The 18261-nt window shown below is 72.4% G+C and carries 16 protein-coding genes and 1 tRNA gene; 10 read left to right on the top strand and 7 right to left on the bottom strand.

The features are described from left to right. The first annotated feature begins 72 nt into the window (after positions 1-72). The 4 genes from QJS33_RS14140 (at position 73) to QJS33_RS14125 (ending at position 5092) form a co-directional block, all read left to right on the top strand. Positions 73-1107, top strand: a complete 1035-nt coding sequence (locus tag QJS33_RS14140; RefSeq protein WP_306368415.1) for an asparaginase — start codon at positions 73-75, stop codon at positions 1105-1107. Next, positions 1104-2531, top strand: a complete 1428-nt coding sequence (locus tag QJS33_RS14135) for an aspartate ammonia-lyase (RefSeq protein WP_306368414.1) — start codon at positions 1104-1106, stop codon at positions 2529-2531. Before QJS33_RS14140 ends, QJS33_RS14135 begins: the two co-directional genes overlap by 4 nt. 88 nt (positions 2532-2619) lie before the next feature. Continuing rightward, a complete protein-coding gene (locus tag QJS33_RS14130) occupies positions 2620-3174 on the top strand; it encodes an Lrp/AsnC family transcriptional regulator (RefSeq protein ID WP_306368413.1) in 555 nt (184 codons plus the stop codon). 505 nt (positions 3175-3679) lie between these two features. Continuing rightward, positions 3680-5092: a non-reducing end alpha-L-arabinofuranosidase family hydrolase gene (locus tag QJS33_RS14125; protein WP_306368436.1), complete on the top strand. Its 1413-nt coding sequence runs from the start codon at positions 3680-3682 to the stop codon at positions 5090-5092. A gap of 207 nt (positions 5093-5299) precedes the next feature. Here QJS33_RS14125 and QJS33_RS14120 read toward each other — a convergent pair. From QJS33_RS14120 to QJS33_RS14105, 4 genes are all read right to left on the bottom strand, one after another. Continuing rightward, positions 5300-5373 (bottom strand) — tRNA-Val (locus tag QJS33_RS14120). Positions 5374-5436: 63 nt separating this feature from the next. Further along, positions 5437-5895 carry a peroxiredoxin gene (locus tag QJS33_RS14115; protein WP_306368412.1) on the bottom strand — a complete coding sequence of 153 codons (459 nt, stop codon included), beginning with the start codon at positions 5893-5895 and terminating at the stop codon, positions 5437-5439. A 97-nt stretch (positions 5896-5992) separates the two neighbouring features. After that, the gene (locus tag QJS33_RS14110) at positions 5993-6418 is read right to left on the bottom strand and encodes a DUF3052 domain-containing protein (RefSeq protein ID WP_306368411.1); all 426 of its coding nucleotides are present in this window, start codon (positions 6416-6418) and stop codon (positions 5993-5995) included. A gap of 178 nt (positions 6419-6596) precedes the next feature. Next, entirely contained in the window at positions 6597-7007 is a 411-nt protein-coding gene (locus tag QJS33_RS14105; protein WP_306368410.1) for a secondary thiamine-phosphate synthase enzyme YjbQ, read from the bottom strand. Positions 7008-7136: 129 nt separating this feature from the next. Here QJS33_RS14105 and QJS33_RS14100 point away from each other — a divergent pair, with 129 nt between their 5' ends. After that, positions 7137-8792: an alkaline phosphatase D family protein gene (locus QJS33_RS14100; RefSeq protein WP_306368409.1), complete on the top strand. Its 1656-nt coding sequence runs from the start codon at positions 7137-7139 to the stop codon at positions 8790-8792. A gap of 274 nt (positions 8793-9066) precedes the next feature. Here QJS33_RS14100 and QJS33_RS14095 read toward each other — a convergent pair whose 3' ends face one another. Both QJS33_RS14095 and QJS33_RS14090 read right to left on the bottom strand, forming a co-directional pair. After that, positions 9067-10095, bottom strand: coding sequence for a hypothetical protein (locus QJS33_RS14095; RefSeq protein WP_306368408.1), 1029 nt, complete (start codon positions 10093-10095; stop codon positions 9067-9069). A 312-nt stretch (positions 10096-10407) separates the two neighbouring features. Continuing rightward, a complete protein-coding gene (locus QJS33_RS14090; RefSeq protein ID WP_306368407.1) occupies positions 10408-11622 on the bottom strand; it encodes a CdaR family transcriptional regulator in 1215 nt (404 codons plus the stop codon). Between the two features lie 253 nt (positions 11623-11875). Between QJS33_RS14090 and QJS33_RS14085 the strand changes: the two genes are divergently transcribed. The 5 genes from QJS33_RS14085 (at position 11876) to QJS33_RS14065 (ending at position 16820) form a co-directional block, all read left to right on the top strand. Beyond that, the gene (locus tag QJS33_RS14085) at positions 11876-12856 is read left to right on the top strand and encodes an ACP S-malonyltransferase (RefSeq protein WP_306368406.1); all 981 of its coding nucleotides are present in this window, start codon (positions 11876-11878) and stop codon (positions 12854-12856) included. Between the two features lie 3 nt (positions 12857-12859). Next, the gene (locus QJS33_RS14080; protein WP_306368405.1) at positions 12860-13816 is read left to right on the top strand and encodes a beta-ketoacyl-ACP synthase III; all 957 of its coding nucleotides are present in this window, start codon (positions 12860-12862) and stop codon (positions 13814-13816) included. 65 nt (positions 13817-13881) lie between these two features. Continuing rightward, entirely contained in the window at positions 13882-14121 is a 240-nt protein-coding gene (locus QJS33_RS14075; protein ID WP_306368404.1) for an acyl carrier protein, read from the top strand. Positions 14122-14249: 128 nt separating this feature from the next. Next, positions 14250-15485, top strand: coding sequence for a beta-ketoacyl-ACP synthase II (gene fabF / locus QJS33_RS14070; protein WP_306368403.1), 1236 nt, complete (start codon positions 14250-14252; stop codon positions 15483-15485). Positions 15486-15641: 156 nt separating this feature from the next. After that, on the top strand, positions 15642-16820 hold the full coding sequence (locus QJS33_RS14065) for an EAL domain-containing protein (protein ID WP_372339658.1): 1179 nt from the start codon (positions 15642-15644) through the stop codon (positions 16818-16820). Between the two features lie 242 nt (positions 16821-17062). Here QJS33_RS14065 and QJS33_RS14060 read toward each other — a convergent pair whose 3' ends face one another. After that, positions 17063-17944, bottom strand: coding sequence for an SGNH/GDSL hydrolase family protein (locus QJS33_RS14060; RefSeq protein ID WP_306368402.1), 882 nt, complete (start codon positions 17942-17944; stop codon positions 17063-17065). Positions 17945-18261 lie beyond the last annotated feature (317 nt).

Genomic DNA, 18261 nt, shown 5'->3' with positions numbered 1-18261 from the left:
GCGGTCCGCACCCGCCGCAGGCGGGCCCGGGCCGCGTCCCGGTCCAGGACTCTTCGGAACGAGAAGGAAACGATGCGCCAGAAGGACGCGACCCGCCGGGTCGTACTGATCAGCACCGGCGGGACGATCGCCAGCCGCCGGATCGGGGACGGGTACACCGCCGAGCTGAGCGGACCCCAGATCCTTGAGGGGGCCGGTGTCCCCGACGGACTGCGGGTTCGGGTCCGGGACCTGTTCACGGCGAACAGCTCGGCGCTCACCACGGACCAGCAGCTGACCCTGCTGGGCGCCGTGCACGAGGCGCTGGCCGACGACGAGGTCGACGGTGTCGTGGTGACCCACGGCACCGACACCCTGGAGGAGTCGGCGTTCCTGATCGACCTGTACCACCGCGACGGCCGACCGGTGGTGTTCACCGGCGCCCAGCGGCCTCCGGACCACGACGAGAGCGACGCCCCGGCCAACCTCCGCGACGCCCTGAGCGTCGCCGCCACCGGGCACGACCTCGGTGTGGTGGTGGTGTTCGACGGCCTGGTGCACGCCGCGCGCGGCACCGTGAAACAGCACACGCTCGCCGTCGAGGGCTTCGGCGACCCGTCCGGCACGCCGGTCGGCGGTGTCTCCGAGGGCCGTGTGCTCATCCGGCACCGGCCGCCGCGGCGGCCGCCGCTGCCGCTCCCCGACGGACCCGCACCCCGGGTCGACATCGTCACGCACCACGCGGGCGCCGACCCGGTGCTGCTGCGCGCGGCGGTCGCGGCCGGGGCCCGGGGCATCGTCCTGGCCGGCACCGGATCCGGAAACGCCTCCCCCGTGTTCGTCGACGCCGTCGCCGAGGCGGTCTCCGCCGGGGTGCTCGTCGCGCTCACCACCCGGGTGCCCGCAGGCCCGGTCGCCGGGATCTACTCCGGTGGCGGCGGGGTCGACCTGATCGCGGCCGGAGCGGTGCCGACCGGGACCCTGCGCGCGCCGCAGGCCCGGATGGCCGTGATCTCCGCCCTGCTGCACCGTTCGGACCCGGCGGAGCGCATCGCGGCGTTGGGCCGGCTGCTCTCCGACGAACCGCTCGCCCCGCTCGCGCCCGAGACCGACGGAGTCCTGCGATGACCCCGCCCCGCCAGGACGGCCACCGGGTGGAGCACGACCTGCTCGGACGGCGCGACGTACCCGCGGACGCCTACTACGGCGTCCACACCCTGCGCGCGGTGGAGAACTTCCCCATCACCGGCATCCCCCTGTCCGCCCACCCCGAGCTGGTGAGGGCCCTCGCGGCGGTGAAGCTCTCCGCCGCCCGGGCCAACCGCGACCTGGGGCTGCTCCCCGGCGGCAAGGCCGCCGCGATCGAGAAGGCGTGCTCGGAGATCCTCGACGGCCGCCTGCACGACCAGTTCGTCGTCGACGTGGTCCAGGGCGGGGCGGGCACCTCGTCCAACATGAACGCCAACGAGGTGATCGCCAACCGCGCGCTGGAGCACCTCGGGCACGACAGGGGCGACTACCGGCATCTGCACCCGCTGGAGGACGTCAACGCCGGGCAGAGTACCAACGACGTCTACCCGACCGCCGTCAAGATCGCCCTGCACCTGGCCGCCCGCCGGCTGTCGGACGCCATGGAGCACCTCGGTTCGGCCTTCGCGGTGAAGGCCGCCGAGTTCGACGACGTGCTCAAGGTCGGCCGGACCCAGCTCCAGGACGCCGTGCCGATGTCCCTGGGCCGGGAGTTCGGCGCCTACGCGGTGATGCTCGCCGAGGACCGGTCCCGGCTCTCCGAGGCGTGCGCGCTGCTGCACGAGATCAACCTCGGCGGGACCGCCATCGGCACCGGCCTCAACGCCCACCCCGACTACCCGGCCGCCGCCTGCGAGCACCTGGCCGCGCTGCTGGGGATCCCGTTGTCGGTCGCTCCCGACCTGGTCGAGGCGACCCAGGACGCCGGGGCGTTCGTGCAGTTGTCGGGGGTGCTCAAGCGCATCGCGGTGAAGCTGTCCAAAACCTGCAACGACCTGCGGCTGCTGGCCTCGGGCCCGCGCGCCGGGCTGGGCGAGATCACCCTCCCCGCCGTGCAGGCCGGGTCGAGCATCATGCCCGGCAAGGTCAACCCGGTCATCCCCGAGGTGGTCAACCAGGTCGCGTTCGAGGTGATCGGCGGGGACCTGACCGTCACCATGGCCGCCGAGGCGGGCCAGTTGCAGCTCAACGCCTTCGAGCCGATCATCGCGCACCGCCTGCTGTCCGGTCTCGCGCACATGGGCGCGGCCTGCCGCACCCTGGCCGACCGCTGCGTCGCGGGGATCACCACCGACCGGGAGCACCTCGCCCGGCAGGTGGAGCGGTCCATCGGCCTGGCCACCGCGCTCAGCCCGCACCTCGGCTACGAGCAGGCCACCGCCGTCGCCACGGAGGCGCTGGCCACCGGGGCGGGCGTGGCCGAGCTCGTGCTCGCCAAGGGCCTGCTCACAAAATCGCGGCTGCGCGAGATCCAGGCCGGTTTCACCGCGACCGGGACGTCCGCCGCGGCGTCCCCCCGGTGAACGCGGGGTGTTCCCGGGCGGACGCCCCGAGACCGTGTCCCGATCGGGGCGGATTCCGACCCGTATGCGGTCCGTATCATGGAGAGCTATGGCCGCCGCAATCGAACTGGACGCGATCGACTGGGCCATCCTCGAACAGCTCCAGAAAGACGCCACCATCCCCAACAAGCAACTGGCGGAACAGGTGGGAGTCGCACCGTCGACCTGCCTGCTGCGTGTCCGACGGCTGCGTGAGAGGGGCGTCATCACGGGGATCCACGCCCACGTGTCGTCGACGGCCATCGGGCTGGCGATGAACGCGATCCTCTCCGTGCAGGTCCGGCCGCACACCCGCGAGGTGTTCAACCGGTTCGTGGACTTCGCCATCGCCCTGCCGGAGACCCGCTCGCTCTACCACGTCAGCGGCGCCGAGGACTTCCTGATCCATGTGGCGGTCGGCAACGCCGAGCACCTCCAACAGCTCGTGCTCGACGTGATGTCGCAGCGTTCCGAGGTGACCCGGGTGCAGAGCTCGATCGTGTACGAGCAGACGGAGTTCCACGCCCTGCGCTCGCCCGACTCGCGGCAGCGCCGACCGCCGCTGATCGCCCCCCGCCTCCACGCCCGTCCCGCCACCGCACGCCAGGACACCACGCCGGGGTAGTCCGGGAGGAACGGCGGGACGGCCCCGCGAGGCGGCGAGAGCGGCGCGTCCGACAGCACCGGTGGTCGGGCGCGCCGGGCGGTGGGGGCGAACCGGCGTTCCGGGCCCGCGTTCGCATCCGGTTCGTGGCGCCGGGTGCCCCGGACCCCCGGCACGAGGGGCCCTCGGCCGTCGAGGCCCACGTCGAGAATTCACACCGGATACCCATCTTGACATCCAAAGTGTGATCGCTCACATTCGATGGCGGGGGCAGCGGAGCCCCTGCTTTTCCGGACAGGGCTGCAATGGCAGAGCTTGCTCCAGGCATGCGCCAAAGCGTCCCGAGAAAAATGTTAGCGCTCACAAAGCCGAGTGCGCGCCCGGAACCCGAGGTGAACCCGGCTCGGGCGGACCGTGCGGTTCTCGGCCATGGGAGGTAAGGATCATGTCCGCATCAGACAGGCCTCCGGCCACGCCGCCCTCATCGCGGCGCGGCTGGTTGCTGCGGTTCGTCATCGCCGGTGCGATGGCGATGGTGATCGGCGGTGCCGGCGCCCTGGCAACGCCGACGCCCGCCGCGGCGGCGACGGTCGACACGAACGCGTGGTACGTGCTGGTGAACCGCGCCAGCGGCAAGGCACTGGACGTGTACAACCTGGCCACCGACAACGGGGCTCGGATCGCCCAGTGGCCCCGGAACGACCAGTACCAGCAGCAATGGCGGTTCGTCGACTCCGGCAACGGCCACTACCGGTTGCAGTCACGGCATTCGGGCAAGGTGCTGGACGTCCACGACTGGTCGACCGCCAACGGCGCCGCCATCGTCCAGTGGACCGACCACGACCAGGCCAACCAGCAGTTCCGGTTGGAGGACTCGCCCGACGGCCACATCCGGCTGGTCAACCGGCACAGCGGCAAGGCCGTGGAGGTCCAGGGGGCCTCGACCGCCGACGGGGCCGACGTCGTGCAGTACGACGACTGGGGCGGCGCCAACCAGCAGTGGCGACTCGTCCGCGTCGACGGCGCGGGCGACACGTGCGCCCTTCCGTCAACGTACTCTTGGACGTCGACCGGACCGCTGGCGCAGCCGGGGCCGGGATGGGTCTCGCTCAAGGACTTCACCCACGCCCCCTACAACGGCAGGCACCTCGTCTATGCGACGACCCATGACACCGGAACGTCATGGGACTCGATGAACTTCGGGCTCTTCTCGGACTGGTCCGGCATGGCCTCGGCCGGCCAGAACCCGATGCCCTTCCCCGCCGTCGCACCGTCGCTCTTCTACTTCGCCCCCGAGGACATCTGGGTGCTCGCCTACCAGTGGGGCGGACCCGCCTTCTCCTATCGGACGTCGACCGACCCCACAGACGTGAACAGCTGGTCGGCGCCGCAGACGCTCTTCTCCGGGGGCATCCCCGACTCGGCACCCATCGATCAGGCGATCATCGGCGACGGCACGCACATGTACCTGTTCTTCGCCGGGAACAACGGCAACATCTACCGGGCCGACATGCCCATCGACGACTTCCCGGGCAGCTTCGGCTCGTCATCGACGGTCGTCATGAGTGACACCAGGAGCAACCTGTTCGAAGCGGTTCAGGTCTACAAGCTCGAAGGCGAGGAGCGGTACCTCATGCTCGTCGAGGCCATGGGGGCGAACGGTCGCTACTTCCGCTCGTTCACGGCCACCGGCCTGGACGGCACGTGGACGCCGCAGGCCGCGACCGAGGGCAACCCCTTCGCCGGCCTGGCCAACAGCGGCGCCACCTGGACCAGGGACATCAGCCACGGCGAGCTGATCCGCACCGACCCCGACCAGACCATGACCGTCGACGCCTGCAACCTGCAGTTCCTCTACCAGGGACGCGACCCCGGCTCTGACGGCACCGACTACGGCCTCCTGCCCTACCGGCCCGGCCTGCTGACACTGCAACGCTGAGGACGCGGCACGGGTCCGCCGCCCGGTACGACGGCATGCCCGACGTCGGCGTACCGGGCGGCGGACCGCCCTGTGCGGGTGCGGTCCGCCCACCGATCCGGCCCCGTGGCCTCGACCAGGGGACAACCGGGTCTCCCCCGACGGACAGCACGGAACGACCCTGCGAGGCGGCCGGAGGCCCCCGAGCAGGGTCGTGTGAGAGTGGAGTGGGCGCGAAGGGACTCGAACCCCTGACCTATTGCTTGTAAGGCAATTGCTCTGACCAGCTGAGCTACGCGCCCTTGCGTCGCAGGCGATCATACCGCTTCGCGGCGGCGGTCCGCGCGCGGTTCTGCGCGCCCGGTTCAGGCCAGGGCGCGCAGCTGCTTCAGATAGTCCTCCGTGTCGCGGGGCTCGGAGATCGGGGCGAGCGCGGTCCAGCGGACGACGCCCTCGGCGTCGATGAGGAAGGTACCGCGGCGGGCGGTCCCCCGGTGGGGGTCGAGGACCCCGTAGGCGTCGGCGACGGCCCCGTGCGGCCAGAAGTCCGACAGCAGCGCGAACGGGAACGCCTCCCGGTCCGACCAGGTGCGCAGGGCGAAGACCGAGTCCACCGAGACGGCCAGTACGGTGCCCAGTTCGGCGAGTTCGGCGTGGCGGGCGCTCAGCTCGGCGAGTTCCCCGGAGCACACGCCGGAGAACGCCAGGGGGTAGAACACCACCAGGACCGGCCGACCGCGCAGCGCGGAGAGCGCGGTGTCCCGTCCGTACTGGTCCTGGAGGGTGAAATCGGGGGCGGTGTCCCCCGGCACGATGTCCGTCATCTGCTCGTTCGTTCGTGTGCGGGCGTCCCTGAAGCGCCGCGCGCCCGTAGGCGGGACGCGCGGCACCGGATGCGTCACCCCGTACGGGTGATGTCCGTCACCGCTTGGGCACGACCAGGCGCGTTCCCGACCAGTCCGCTCCGACGCTCACCGCACTGGTCTGGGACAGACCGGAGGTGGTGGCCGCCTCGGCGACATCGTTGGGGGACACGTGCAGCTCACGGCCCGCCTTGGGGGTCAGGACCAGGATCGTGCCGCCGTCCGCGATGGTGGTCACCACGTCCACGAGGACGTCGGTCAGGTCACCCTCCTCGTCGGACCGCCACCACAGCAGCGCCGCATCGACGTCGCCGTCGTAATCCTCGTCGACCAGCTCCTCACCGGTGAGCTCGGCGATGGATGCGCGCAGGCCCTCGTCGACGTCGTCGTCGAAGCCGAATTCCTGCACCACCTGACCCGGCTTGAATCCGAGTCGGTCAGCCAAGTCACGCTCGCTCTGTGCCTGGCCCGCGGTCGCGCTCACGAAAGTTCTCCTCCACAGATGGTTTTTCTCAATCTTGCCTGCACGAAGCAGTTGTCACAACGATGCCGGGCTTTTCCGCCACCCGTCACGTGTGCCCGCGGCCATCGCTGATGGCCTAGTTCACACGCTAGCGGGCCCGTCCGTCAACGTGTCCCCGTCGCCGGGGCGGCCCTGCGGCTCACCCGGAGGAGAGAAAGGACAGCCGTACCGTGCGGTCGGGGTTGTCCACGTTGAGGTCGACCACCGCGATGGACTGCCATGTTCCCAGTCCGAGCCGCCCCGAGAACACCGGAACGGTGGTCTGCGGTGCGACGTAGGCCGGCATGACGTGCGACCTGCCGTGTCCCCGTGTCCCGTGCTCGTGCCGCCATCGGTCGTCGGCGGGGAACAGGTCGTCGAGGTTGGCCAGAAGGTCGTCGTCGGAGCCCGCGCCGAGTTCGATGATCGCCACACCCGCGGTGGAGTGCGGGACGAAGACGTTGAGCAGGCCGTCGCCTCCATTATCGGCGACGAACTCGTCGCACTGGCGGGTGATGTCGGTGATGCTCTCCGATCCGCCGGTGTGCAACTCCAGGATCTGTGTCCGCATAGCGTCACCTTCGCGCAGGTGGGGCCTTCGTGCAACCATCCCGTTTTCGGCCTGTGGATGGCTATACGGTCCGAGAGGGGCCATACTCGTCCACTACGTGTGCCAACCCGCCCGAAACGAGGGAGAACGGTGACCGCCTCTTTACCGCTGGGGCCCGTGCTGCGGCATGTCGGCGTGACCACCGCGACCGTGTGGGTGCAGACGTCCGCGCCCGGTCGGGTCCGGGTGGTGGCGGACGGCGGAGTGACGGCGGTCACGGACACGTTCACCGTGCACGGTCACCACTTCGCGGTGTGCGAGATCACCGGTCTGGAACCGGGATCGGTGCTGCCCTACGAGGTCTTCCTGGGTGAGGAACGGGTGTGGCCGGAGCCGGGGTCGGCGTTCCCGCCGAGCACGCTGCGCACCCTCGATCCGGACGCCCCGACCCGGCTGCTGTACGGCTCGTGCCGCACGCCCACCGGCGACACCCCCGAGGGGGTGGTCCGCTACGGGCCGGACCTGCTGCGGGCGACGGCCCGGCGGCTGGCGGCGGCTCCGGTGGAGGACAACCTGGTGATGCTGCTCATCGGCGACCAGGTGTACGCCGACGAGATCCAGGAGCCGATGCGCGCGTTCCTGCGCGGGCACCGGGAGGAGACGGGCGGCGACGGCCCCGAGGACGAGGTCGTCCACTTCGACGAGTACGCCGAGCTGTACCGGCAGTCGTGGAGCGACCCGCAGGTGCGGTGGCTGCTGTCGACGGTGCCGACCCTGATGGTGTTCGACGACCACGACATCCGCGACGACTGGAACACCTCGGCGGCCTGGCGACGCGATATGGACGGCCACCCCTGGTGGCGCACCAGGATCACGTCGGGGCTGGGCGCCTACTGGGTCTACCAGCACCTGGGCAACCTCTCCCCCGCCGAGAGGGACAAGGACCCGCTGTGGGCGCGGGTGCGCGCCGCACGGGTCGACGCCGGGACGGAGGTGGACGCGTTCGCGCTGCGGGCGAACGCGGAGCCGGAGTCCTACCGGTGGAGCCACCGCCACGACATCGGCGGCGTGCGGGTGCTGATGCTCGACACGCGGTGCGGCCGCGCCCTGGGCGAGGGCGACCCGTCGGACGGTTCACGGTCCATCCTGGGGGCGTCGGGGCACGCCTGGCTGGACGAGCACCTGACCGGCGGGCCCGACCACGTGGTGGTCGCCTCCACGGTCCCGGTGCTGCTGCCGCCCTCGGTGCACCATCTGGAGGCCTGGAACGAGGCGGTGTGCGCGGGTGCCTGGGGCGGGTGGCTGCGCGGGCCCGCCGAGCGGCTGCGCCAGGCCCTGGACCTCGAACACTGGGGCGCCTTCCGGTACTCGTTCGAGCGGCTGGCGGACGCGGTGGGCCGAGTGGCGCGCGGCGAGCGCGGTCCGGCCCCGGCGTCGGTGCTGCTGCTCAGCGGCGACGTCCACTTCTCCTACACGGCCCCGGCCCGGCACCGGGACGTGGGCGAGGGCGGGTCGACGATCCTCCAGTTGGTGTCCTCCCCGCTGTGCAACCGGCTGCCGGAGAACTTCCGCCGGATGGCGCGGCTGTCGGCGAGCGCGCCCGTGCACCTGGCGGGGCGGATCATGACGTGGCTGGCGCGCGTGCCCCGGTCGCCGTTGCGCTGGCGGCTGTCCTCGGGGCTCTACTTCGGCAACACCATCGGCGAGGTGTCCTTCGCGGGCCGTACCGCGCGGGCCCGCTGGTACCACGTGGTGGAGGGCGGCCCCGACGCCCTGCCCGAGGTGCACTCCACCGTGGACGTGTAGGGCCACGGGGAGAGCGGCGGTGGCCGGGCGGCGTCCGTCCCCTCGGCCTGTGGTGGCACGAGGGGGGCCGACGCCGCCGGAGCGGGAGTGGGTCCGGTCGGGTCCGTCCGGTTCGGAGCCGCCCGCCGCCGACGGCGGCGACCGGCCGTGGCGGCCGGTGGAGGGGCGCCGGCCCGCACCGGGTCCGCCGCCCGCGGGCCGGGCGGGGACGGGGGACGGGCAGGGCCGTGATCCGGAGCGCGCCGCGGGGCCGGGGCGGCGGCCCCGGAACGGATCAGGGCTTGTGCGGGTGGGGCCGGGTGGTGGAGTGGCCGCGGCGGGTCTTGCGGACGGCCAGGCCCAGGGCCCCGCTGCCGCGTTCGATGAACTGCCGGGCGGCCCGGTTGACGGTGGCGCGCGGACCGGAGCCCTCGCGCTTCTTCGCCGCCGCCTCCTCGGCCCCGGCGTCGGACGCCTCGCCCAGGTGCGGGAGCACGGCGGTCGGCTCGTCCTCGGCCAGGTGCGGCAGGACCGCGGTGGGCTCCCCGCCGTCCTCGCCCGCGCGCTGGGGGGCGTCCCCGGCCGGGTCGGCGCCCAGGTGCGGCACGACCTCGGTGGGCTCGTCCGCGCCGGCGGCCGGCGGGGCCACCGGGCGCAGCAGGTCGGTGCGCTCGTTGGCGGCCTCCAGGTCCGCCCCGCCGCCGTTCTCGGTCTCGTCGCGGACGGCCTTGCGCCAGGCCCGCTCGGCGAGTTTCTGCCGCATGGACTCGCGGGAGCGCTCGACCCGGCGGGAACGCCAGGCCTTGACCGCCGGGGTGACGATCGGCCAGGTGACCTTGGCCGGGCGCGAGAGCGCGTGCCACAGGTAGGCGGTGGTGCCCCACGCCTCCATGGCGCGGCGGGCCCGGGTGATGGTGAAGAAGGTGGGCATCGCCAGCAGCAGCTGCGGCACCGCCAGGGCCAGGGCCGCCAGCAGCGGGTACAGCCCGCCGCCCACCAGCGCCGCGGCGGCGCCGATCGCCATCGTGGCCAGGGCCAGCGCGATGCGCAGCCCGGTGAACTGGCGGAACCGGTGCAGCGCCCGGCGGGCGGACACCGGCGGCGCCAGCCCCTCGGGCAGCGGCGTGGGCTGGACGATGAGGGACATCAGCAGCGTGCCCACGCCCACACTCGTCGCCAGCAGGATCGTCCACCCCGCGGCCGAGAGGGAACCGCCCACGGACAGGGCGACCAGTCCGACCACGGGAAGCGGTGCGGGCAGCCAGAAGAGCGCCCGTCTGCGCAGCTCGCCTTCCTGCGTCGGCTGGAGAACGAACTCGGTCACCGGATTGTCCGTCCAGGACCACTTCCTCGGTCGTTCGACCACAGCGTTGACCCCCAAAGAACGTCGTGACCCGACGGTGTGCGCGGGCCCCCACCCGGGAGTGCCCTCAGACCGGGCGGACCTCGCGCTTCACCGTTACAAAGCTATCCCTTTTCATGCGGTCCCCGGGCGCACACGGGCAGCATCAGACATACCCGGCGCAGGTGAAGCTCGGATAAGGGCGCACGCATGGCGGATTAACGATCAGGTTACGTCCCGGGTTCCCCGTTCGACAGGGTCATGGCCGTTTCGGGATGAATGACACATCCCACGTCAACCGTCCGCGGCCTCGGCGAGTCGTCCCAGTGCGACGGCGACCCGCAGCACGAACGAGCCCCGCCCGTCGGAGGGCGTGTGGCCGGTCAGCTCGGCGATCCGGCTGAGCCGGTAGCGCACCGTGTTGGGGTGGACGAACAGCATGCGGGCCGTCGCCTCCAGCGACGACGCGTGTTCCAGGTACACCGACAGGGTGTCCAGCAGCGGTGACCCGGCCCCGGCCAGCGGCAGGTACACCTCCCGCACCAGCTGTGCGCGTGCCTCGGCGTCCCCTTGGAACGCCCGTTCCGGCAGCAGGTCGGCGGCCGAGACCGGGCGCGGCGCGTCCGGCCAGGCCACCGCGGCCCGCAGCCCGCTGACGGCGGCCCGGGCCGACTCCCCCGCCGAGCGCAGGTCGGGCACGACCGGGCCGACCACCACCGGCCCCGGGCCGAACAGCCCCGCCAGCGGCTCGGCGGCGGCACCGGGCAGGTCCTCGGCCGGGTAGCGCTCCCCCACGCCCACCACCACGACCACACGCCGGCCCTGTGTCCCGGCCAGGACGTCGTGGCTCAGGCGCCGTGCGGCGGCGCGCAGGTCGTCCAGGACCTTGGTCTCGTCGTCGCCCTCGGCGATCTCCCCGGCCACCGTGATCACCGGGGTGAGCGACCAGCCCAGCGCCGACCCCCAGGTCTGGAGCCCGTCCTCCCGGTCGCCGTGCAGCAGGGCGTCGACGATGAGCGCCTCCAGCCGGGCGTCCCACGCGCCGCGCGCCTCGGCGGCACGGGCGTAGACCTTGGCGGAGCTGAACGCCACCTCGCGCGTGTAGCGCAGCACGGCCTCGCGCAGCTGCTGGGCGCCGCCGGGCGCGGCCAGCTCGTCGACCTGGCCCTCGACGACGTCGATGACGACGCGGATCATGTCGACGGTCTGCTGTAGGGACACCGACCGGGTCAGCTCGCGCGGAGCGGTGCCGAAGACCTCGACGGTGATGGCGGGGCGCCCGCGCCTGGGGTTGCGGAACCAGTCGACGAAGGCCGCCACCCCGGACTGGGCGACCAGGCCCACCCAGGAGCGGTCCTGGGCCGACATCCGGCGGAACCAGCCGAGGCGTTCCTCCATACGGGCGACGGCCGCGGTGCCCAGGGTGCCCATGGAGCGCTCCAGGCGGCGGACCGTTTCGGCGCGGACGCGCTCCTGCTCATCGGTGCCGGCGTTCTCATCGGTGTTCACCCCTCTAGGTTCGCATCCCCCGCCCCCGGGGGCGGCGGTCCACCCCGGTGTCCCGGGCTGAAGGCCGCCGGCCCGCGGTGGGAAGGCCTCCGGGCTGCGGGAATGTACCGTCGAGAGTGACCCCTCTCACCGGCCCGCGGGCTTGTGGACACACGTCGGACACGGGTTTGTGGGGTTCCCACAAGCACCTCCGAGGGAACTTCGTGTTCCTCCCCCTCCAACCGGTGATCTCCTACAGGGCAAGGTGGATATCGTGCTTGTAATCGTTGCTCCCGGCCAAGGTGCCCAGGTCCCCGGATTCCTCTCCCCGTGGCTCGAACTGCCCGGCGTCGCCGACCGGCTCGCCGCGTGGTCGGAGGTCGTCGGGCTCGACCTGGTGCGCTACGGCACCACCGCCGACGCCGACGAGATCCGCGACACGGCCGTCGCCCAGCCGCTGCTGGTCGGTGCGGGCCTGATCGCGGCCGCGGCGGTCCTGGGTCCGCCGGCCTCGCCCTCCCCGGCCCTGCCGGCGGAGGCCTCCCTGGTGGACGCCGTCGCCGGGCACAGCGTCGGCGAGTTCACCGCCGCCGCGGTGGCCGGTGTGCTCTCCCCCAAGGACGCGCTGTCCCTGGTCGCCGAACGCGGCCGCGGCATGGCCGACGCCGCCGCCCGTACCGAGACCGGCATGACCGCCGTCCTGGGCGGCGACCGCGAGCAGGTGCTGGCGGCCATCGCCGCCGCGGGACTCACCCCCGCCAACGACAACGGCTCGGGCCAGATCGTCGCCGCGGGCACCACCGCGCAGCTGGCGGCCTTCGCGGAGAACCCGCCGGAGAGGGCCCGGCTGCGTCCCCTGTCGGTGGCGGGCGCCTTCCACACCGGGCACATGGCCCCGGCCGTGGAGCGGGTGCGCGCGGCCGCCGACACCCTGTCACCCTCCGACCCGGTGGTGCCGATCCTGTCCAACGCCGACGGCGCGGTGGTCGAGAGCGGCAAGGAGTACCTGGACCGGCTGGTCTCCCAGATCTCCTCCCCGGTGCGCTGGGACGCCTGCACGCGGACCCTGGCGGATCTGGGCGTCACCGCCCTCATCGAGCTGACCCCCGCGGGCACGCTGACCGGTCTGGCCAAACGCGCCCTGCGCGGCATCGACCTCCTCGCGGTCAAGACGCCCGAGGACATCGAGCGCGCCGGCGTCCTCATCAAGGAGCACGCGGGGACCTCCGCCGCGGGCACCGACCAGGAAGGCTGACCCATGTTCCCCACCCCGAGCATCCCCGGTGGCGCGGCGATCCGCTCCTTCGGCGAGTACCAGCCGGCGCAGGTGGTCACCAACGCCGATCTGGAGAAGCGGGTCGACACCAGCGACGAGTGGATCCAGAGCCGCGTCGGTATCAAGGAGCGGCGCATCGCCGGTCCCGAGGACACCGTGGCGAGCATGGCCGTGACCGCGGGCGGCAAGGCCCTGGCCGCCGGCGGGCTGTCCCCGGAGGACATCGACCTGGTCATCGTGGCCACCTGCACCCCGCAGGACCAGATCCCCAACACCGCGGCGACCGTCGCCGCCCGGCTGGGCATCGTCGCCCCGGGCGCGTTCGACCTCAACGCCGCCTGCGCCGGGTTCTGCTACGCCCTGGGCGTGGCCGCCGACATGGTGCGCGCCGGAAGCTCCCGCAACGCCCTGGTCATCGGTTCCGAGAAGCTCTCCGACTGGATGGACTGGGAGGACCGCTCCACCTGTGTGATCTTCGCCGACGGCGCCGGCGCGGCCGTGGTCTCCGCCGCGGAGGACAACGCCATCGGCCCGGTGGTGTGGGGGTCCTCCGGCGAGCGCGCCGACAAGATCTACCTGCGCGACCACAAGTACCTCTGGCAGGAGGGCCAGGCGGTCTTCCGCTGGACCACCACCGAGCTGTACAAGACCGCCCTGGAAGCGCTGGAGCGCGCGGGAGTGGCTCCCGAGGAGCTGACCGCCTTCGTCCCGCACCAGGCCAACCTGCGGATCGTCGAATCGATCGCCAAGAAGCTGGGCGCGCCCCAGGCACTCGTGGCCCGCGATATCGTCACCGCTGGCAACACCTCCTCCGCGTCCGTCCCGCTCGCGCTGTCGCGCATGATCGGACGCGGGGAGCTCCCGTCGGGGAGCACCGTCCTCACCCTGGGCTTCGGCGCGGGGCTGGTCTATGCCGCACAGGTGATCCGCATCCCCTGACGACACGCGGCCGAAGATCCGGACCGCATCCCCGTTCACAGAACACACGCAAGGAGAAGAAGCACATGGCTCACAGCGAGCAGGAGATCCTGGAAGGCCTCGGCGTCATCATCGAGGAGATCGTCGGCACCGAGCCCTCCGAGGTCACCCCGGAGAAGAACTTCGTGGACGACCTCGACATCGACTCGCTGTCCATGGTGGAGATCGCCGTCGCCGCCCAGGACAAGTTCGGTGTGGAGATCCCCGACGAGCAGCTCAAGGACCTCAAGACGGTCCAGGACGTCATCACCTTCATCCAGAAGTGACCCGTCCGGGTCGCCGGGGACCGATCATCCCGACCCGGCGGCCCGACCGGCCCACCCCGCCGGACCATCCCAGTCATCCGCCACGCCCGGCCCCGTAGCCGGGACGACCCACGAAGGGCGATCGGATCATGACAAAGACCGATGTCGTCGTCACCGGCCTCGGCGCCACCACCCCGCTCGGGGGGGACGTCGCGACCACATGGTCCGCGCTCCTCGACGGCCGTTCCGGTATCAGCTCGCTGCCCGAGGAGTGGCACGAGAGCCTTCCGGTGCACTTCGCCGGGCGTATCGCGCAGGAACCCTCGGAGAAGCTCCCCAAGCCGCGGCTGCGCCGGCTGGACCGCACGCAGCAGTTCGCGCTCATCGCGGCCGCGGAGGCCTGGACCGACGCCGGCGCCCCGGAGGTGGACCCGCTGCGCCTGGGCGTGGTGGTCTCCAGCGGCATCGGCGGCATCCTGACCATTCTGGAGCAGTACGACACCTTCCGTGAGAAGGGCTGGCGGCGGGTCTCCCCGTTCACCGTGCCCATGCTCATGCCCAACAGCCCGGCCGCCGCCATCAGCCTGGAGTACACCGCCCGCGCCGGTTCGCACGTTCCGGTCAGCGCCTGCGCCTCCAGCGCCGAGGCGATCGCCAACGGTGTCGACATGATCCGCGCCGGCCGCGCCGACATCGTCATCGCGGGCGGCACCGAGGCCGCGATCCATCCGCTCAACATCGCCTCGTTCGCGTCGATGCGCGCCCTGTCCACCCGCAACGACGACCCGCAGACGGCGTCGCGGCCCTGGGACAAGGACCGTGACGGCTTCGTGATGGGCGAGGGCGCGGGCATCGTCATCCTGGAGTCCGCCGAGCACGCCGCCAAGCGCGGTGCCCGGGTGTACGCCCACGCTGCCGGCGTCGGCTACACCAACGACGCCTACGACATCGTCCAGCCCGACCCGGAGGGCGCCGGCCAGTCCCGCGCCATCACCCAGGCGCTGGCCGACGCCGACCTGGCGCCCGAGGACATCGTGCACGTCAACGCGCACGCCACCTCCACCCCGGCGGGCGACGTGGGCGAGACCCGCGCCATCCGCGCCGCGCTGGGGTCGGCCGCCGACCGGATCGCGGTGACCTCCACCAAGTCCATGACCGGCCACCTGCTGGGCGGTGCGGGCGCGGTGGAGTCGATCGCCACCGTCCTGGCGCTGCACGACGGACGCATCCCGCCGACCATCAACATCCAGGAGCTGGACCCGGAGGTGGCGGTGGACATCGTCCGCGACAAGCCCCGGGACATGCCCTCCGGCGATGTCGCCGCGATCAACGAGTCCTTCGGGTTCGGCGGCCACAACGTCGCGCTGGTGTTCCGCCGGGCCTGATCCGGCACACCGCGTCCGCGGACGCACGAGGACCCCGTCGGTCGGCGGGGTCCTTCTCCCTATGCAGGAGAGAACCCGACCAACGGCCCGTGAAGGTGAGCTGAACAGCCGCGAAAACGCCTTCAGGTACGCCGGGCCTGTCGTCACCATGGACAGGTGACCACAACGCACTCGCACCGGACCCCCACGGTGACCGCTCCCCGGGCGGCCGGACCGGCACCCCGCCCGGACCGGACGCCGTTCGGCTTCCAGCCGATCGTCGACCTGGACTCGGGCGCCGTCGTGGCCGTCGAAATCATCTCCCCCGCCCCGGCCGGGACACGGGGCGGGCCTTTGGAGATGCCTCCGGAGGAGATGGAGGCCATCGCGGAGTGGCTGCTGGCCCTGGTGCGCGAGTCCGCCGGGACCGAGAGCCTGCTACCGCTGGTGCTGCCGCTGCCCGCGCGGACCCTGATGGCCCGCAACGGGTTCGTCGACCTGGTGGACGGCCTGCTGCGCCGGGCCGGACGGCGGCCCCGCGACATCACGTTCATGCTCGGGTCCGAGCTGGCCGACCTGCCCCGCAAGATCGTGGTGTCGGGGGTGTCGCGGCTGCGCAGCGCGGGCTTCCGGTGCGGTTTCGGCACCGCGATGGTACGCCCGGACCTGGTGGTCGAGGCGACGCCGTTCCTGATGCGGATCGACCCGGGCGTGGTCTCCGGGGTGGCCGCCGACCATCGGCACGCCACCGTGGTGGAGGGCCTGGCCCGGATCGGCCGCGGCAGCGGGGTGTACGCCATGGCCGCGGGGGTGGACACCGCCGAGGACGTGGTGCGGCTGCGCCGCTGCGGGGTGAAGGTGGGCACCGGCCCGTTCTTCGCCGACCCCGCCTGGCGGCCCGGGGAGCGGGTGAACCCGGTGCCCGAGCCGACCGCCGGGCATGGGCAGGCGGGGGACGACGGCCCGCAGGTCACCGAGTTCATGGTCCCGCCGGTGGGGTTCGACTCCGACGCCACCACCGAGCAGGTCCTTGAGGCCTTCACCGACGACAAGGCCCTCAACAGCGCGATCCTCATCGACCACCGGGAGCGGCCGGTGGGCGTGATCGACCGGACCCGGTTCCTGCTGTCGGTGACCGGCCGCTACGGGCACGCCCTGCACGCCAAGCGCCCCGCGATCCGGCTGGGGGAGTCGCCGCGCACGGTCCCGGCGTGGATGTCGGCGATCGCCGCGCTGCGCATCGCCGGCCAGGACACCGAGCGCGTCTACGACGACCTCGTGGTGGTCAACACCTACGGCCAGTGCCTGGGCGTGGTCCGCATCAGCGACCTCATCCAGTCCCTCTCCCGCACCTAGGAACACGCCTCGGGGTCCGCGGAACCCCGCCGGTGCCCCGCGGCCTCTCCGCCGGGTACGACGGCGCCCCGCGCCGGGAGCCGTCGGATCCTGGGCACGTCGCTCAGAAGCCGAATCACCGTCCACGCGGAACGCTCGGCCGGGACTCCCCGGCCGAGCGTCCGCCGGACCCCGTTCGGTTCGATCGGTGTCGCGACGCCCCCTTGAAACCGCCGGGCCGGGCGGGGCGCGTGCGGCCGGGGTCAGCGCAGGGGCTCGGGGCCCTTGACGCCGGACGGGCTGCTGGTGGGCTGTTCGGCGGCGTCCTCCACCGGGACCAGCGGGGAGCGGCCCTCGGCGATGGCGCGGGCGATGCGCGCGCGGGTCTCCTCGTCGTTGAGGTAGTCCAGCTCGGGGCGCTTGGGCAGCAGGCCGTCGCCCGAGGAGCGGCCCATGGCGCGGCGGCGCAGCCACGGCACCAGGTGCTGGCGGGCCCAGCGGCGGTTCTCCCGGCGGCGCAGGATCGCGGGCAGCTGCCGGGGCGGGGTGGTCCAGGGGTCGGTCCAGGACTCGCGCGGCCCCATCGGGAAGCCCAGCAGGTCGGCGATGCGGGCCGCCACGATCTGGTGGCCGGTGCCGTTGAGGTGGAGCCGGTCGTCGCTCCAGGCGCGCGGGTCGGTGAGGGCGTTGAGCGCCCACATGTCGACGATCTCCGTCCCGGTGCGCTCGGCGATCGCGCGCATGTGCATGCTGAACACGGCGATGCGGCCGCGGTAGTAGCGCAGCACGGGGATCCAGCCGGTGTCGTGTCCGGAGATGATGACGGTGCGGATGCCCGCGTCGCACAGGCGGCGGATGCCCTGCTCGAACTCCTCGGCGATGTCGTCCAGCCGGGTACCCGGGCGCAGCACGTCGTTGCCGCCCGCCAGCACGGTGACCAGGTCGGGCTTCCACTCCAGCGTCCGGTCGAGCTGCTCGCCGAAGATGTGCTTCATCCGACGGCCGCGCACGCCCAGGTTGGCGTAACGGAAGTCCGCGGTCACCTGGCCGAGGTGCTCGGCGAGCCGGTCCGCGAAGCCGCGGTACTGGCCGCCGGGGCCGCTGTCGTCCTCCATCCCCTCGGTGATGCTGTCACCGATCGCCACATAGGACCGAATGGACTCCGGTCTACGCGAGGGAGCGGTCACGGGGGGATTCATCTCAAGGTCTGTCACGTCAACCAATCATCCGGCTCGACCGTCCCACGCCGACTGGGCGCCGTAGGGTGCGCGGGTACGGAATCCTGGTACGGGTCGCGGTGGGTCGCCCCCCGTCTCCGAAACACCGTCGACCCCTGCGGCCGCGGGGCGGCCACCCGGCTCGAAGGTCGTTCGGGCGAGGACAGTGCCCGTCCAGCATACCCGGGACCGACGAAGGCGTGCGGGTCACCGAACGCGCTGGTGGGGCGCGCCTGTATCCTCCG

The sequence above is a fragment of the Nocardiopsis sp. CC223A genome (assembly GCF_030766825.1).
GTDB lineage: Bacteria > Actinomycetota > Actinomycetes > Streptosporangiales > Streptosporangiaceae > Nocardiopsis.
The sequence above is the reverse complement of the archived record's forward strand: the minus strand, read 5'-3'. Positions and strand labels throughout refer to the sequence as shown.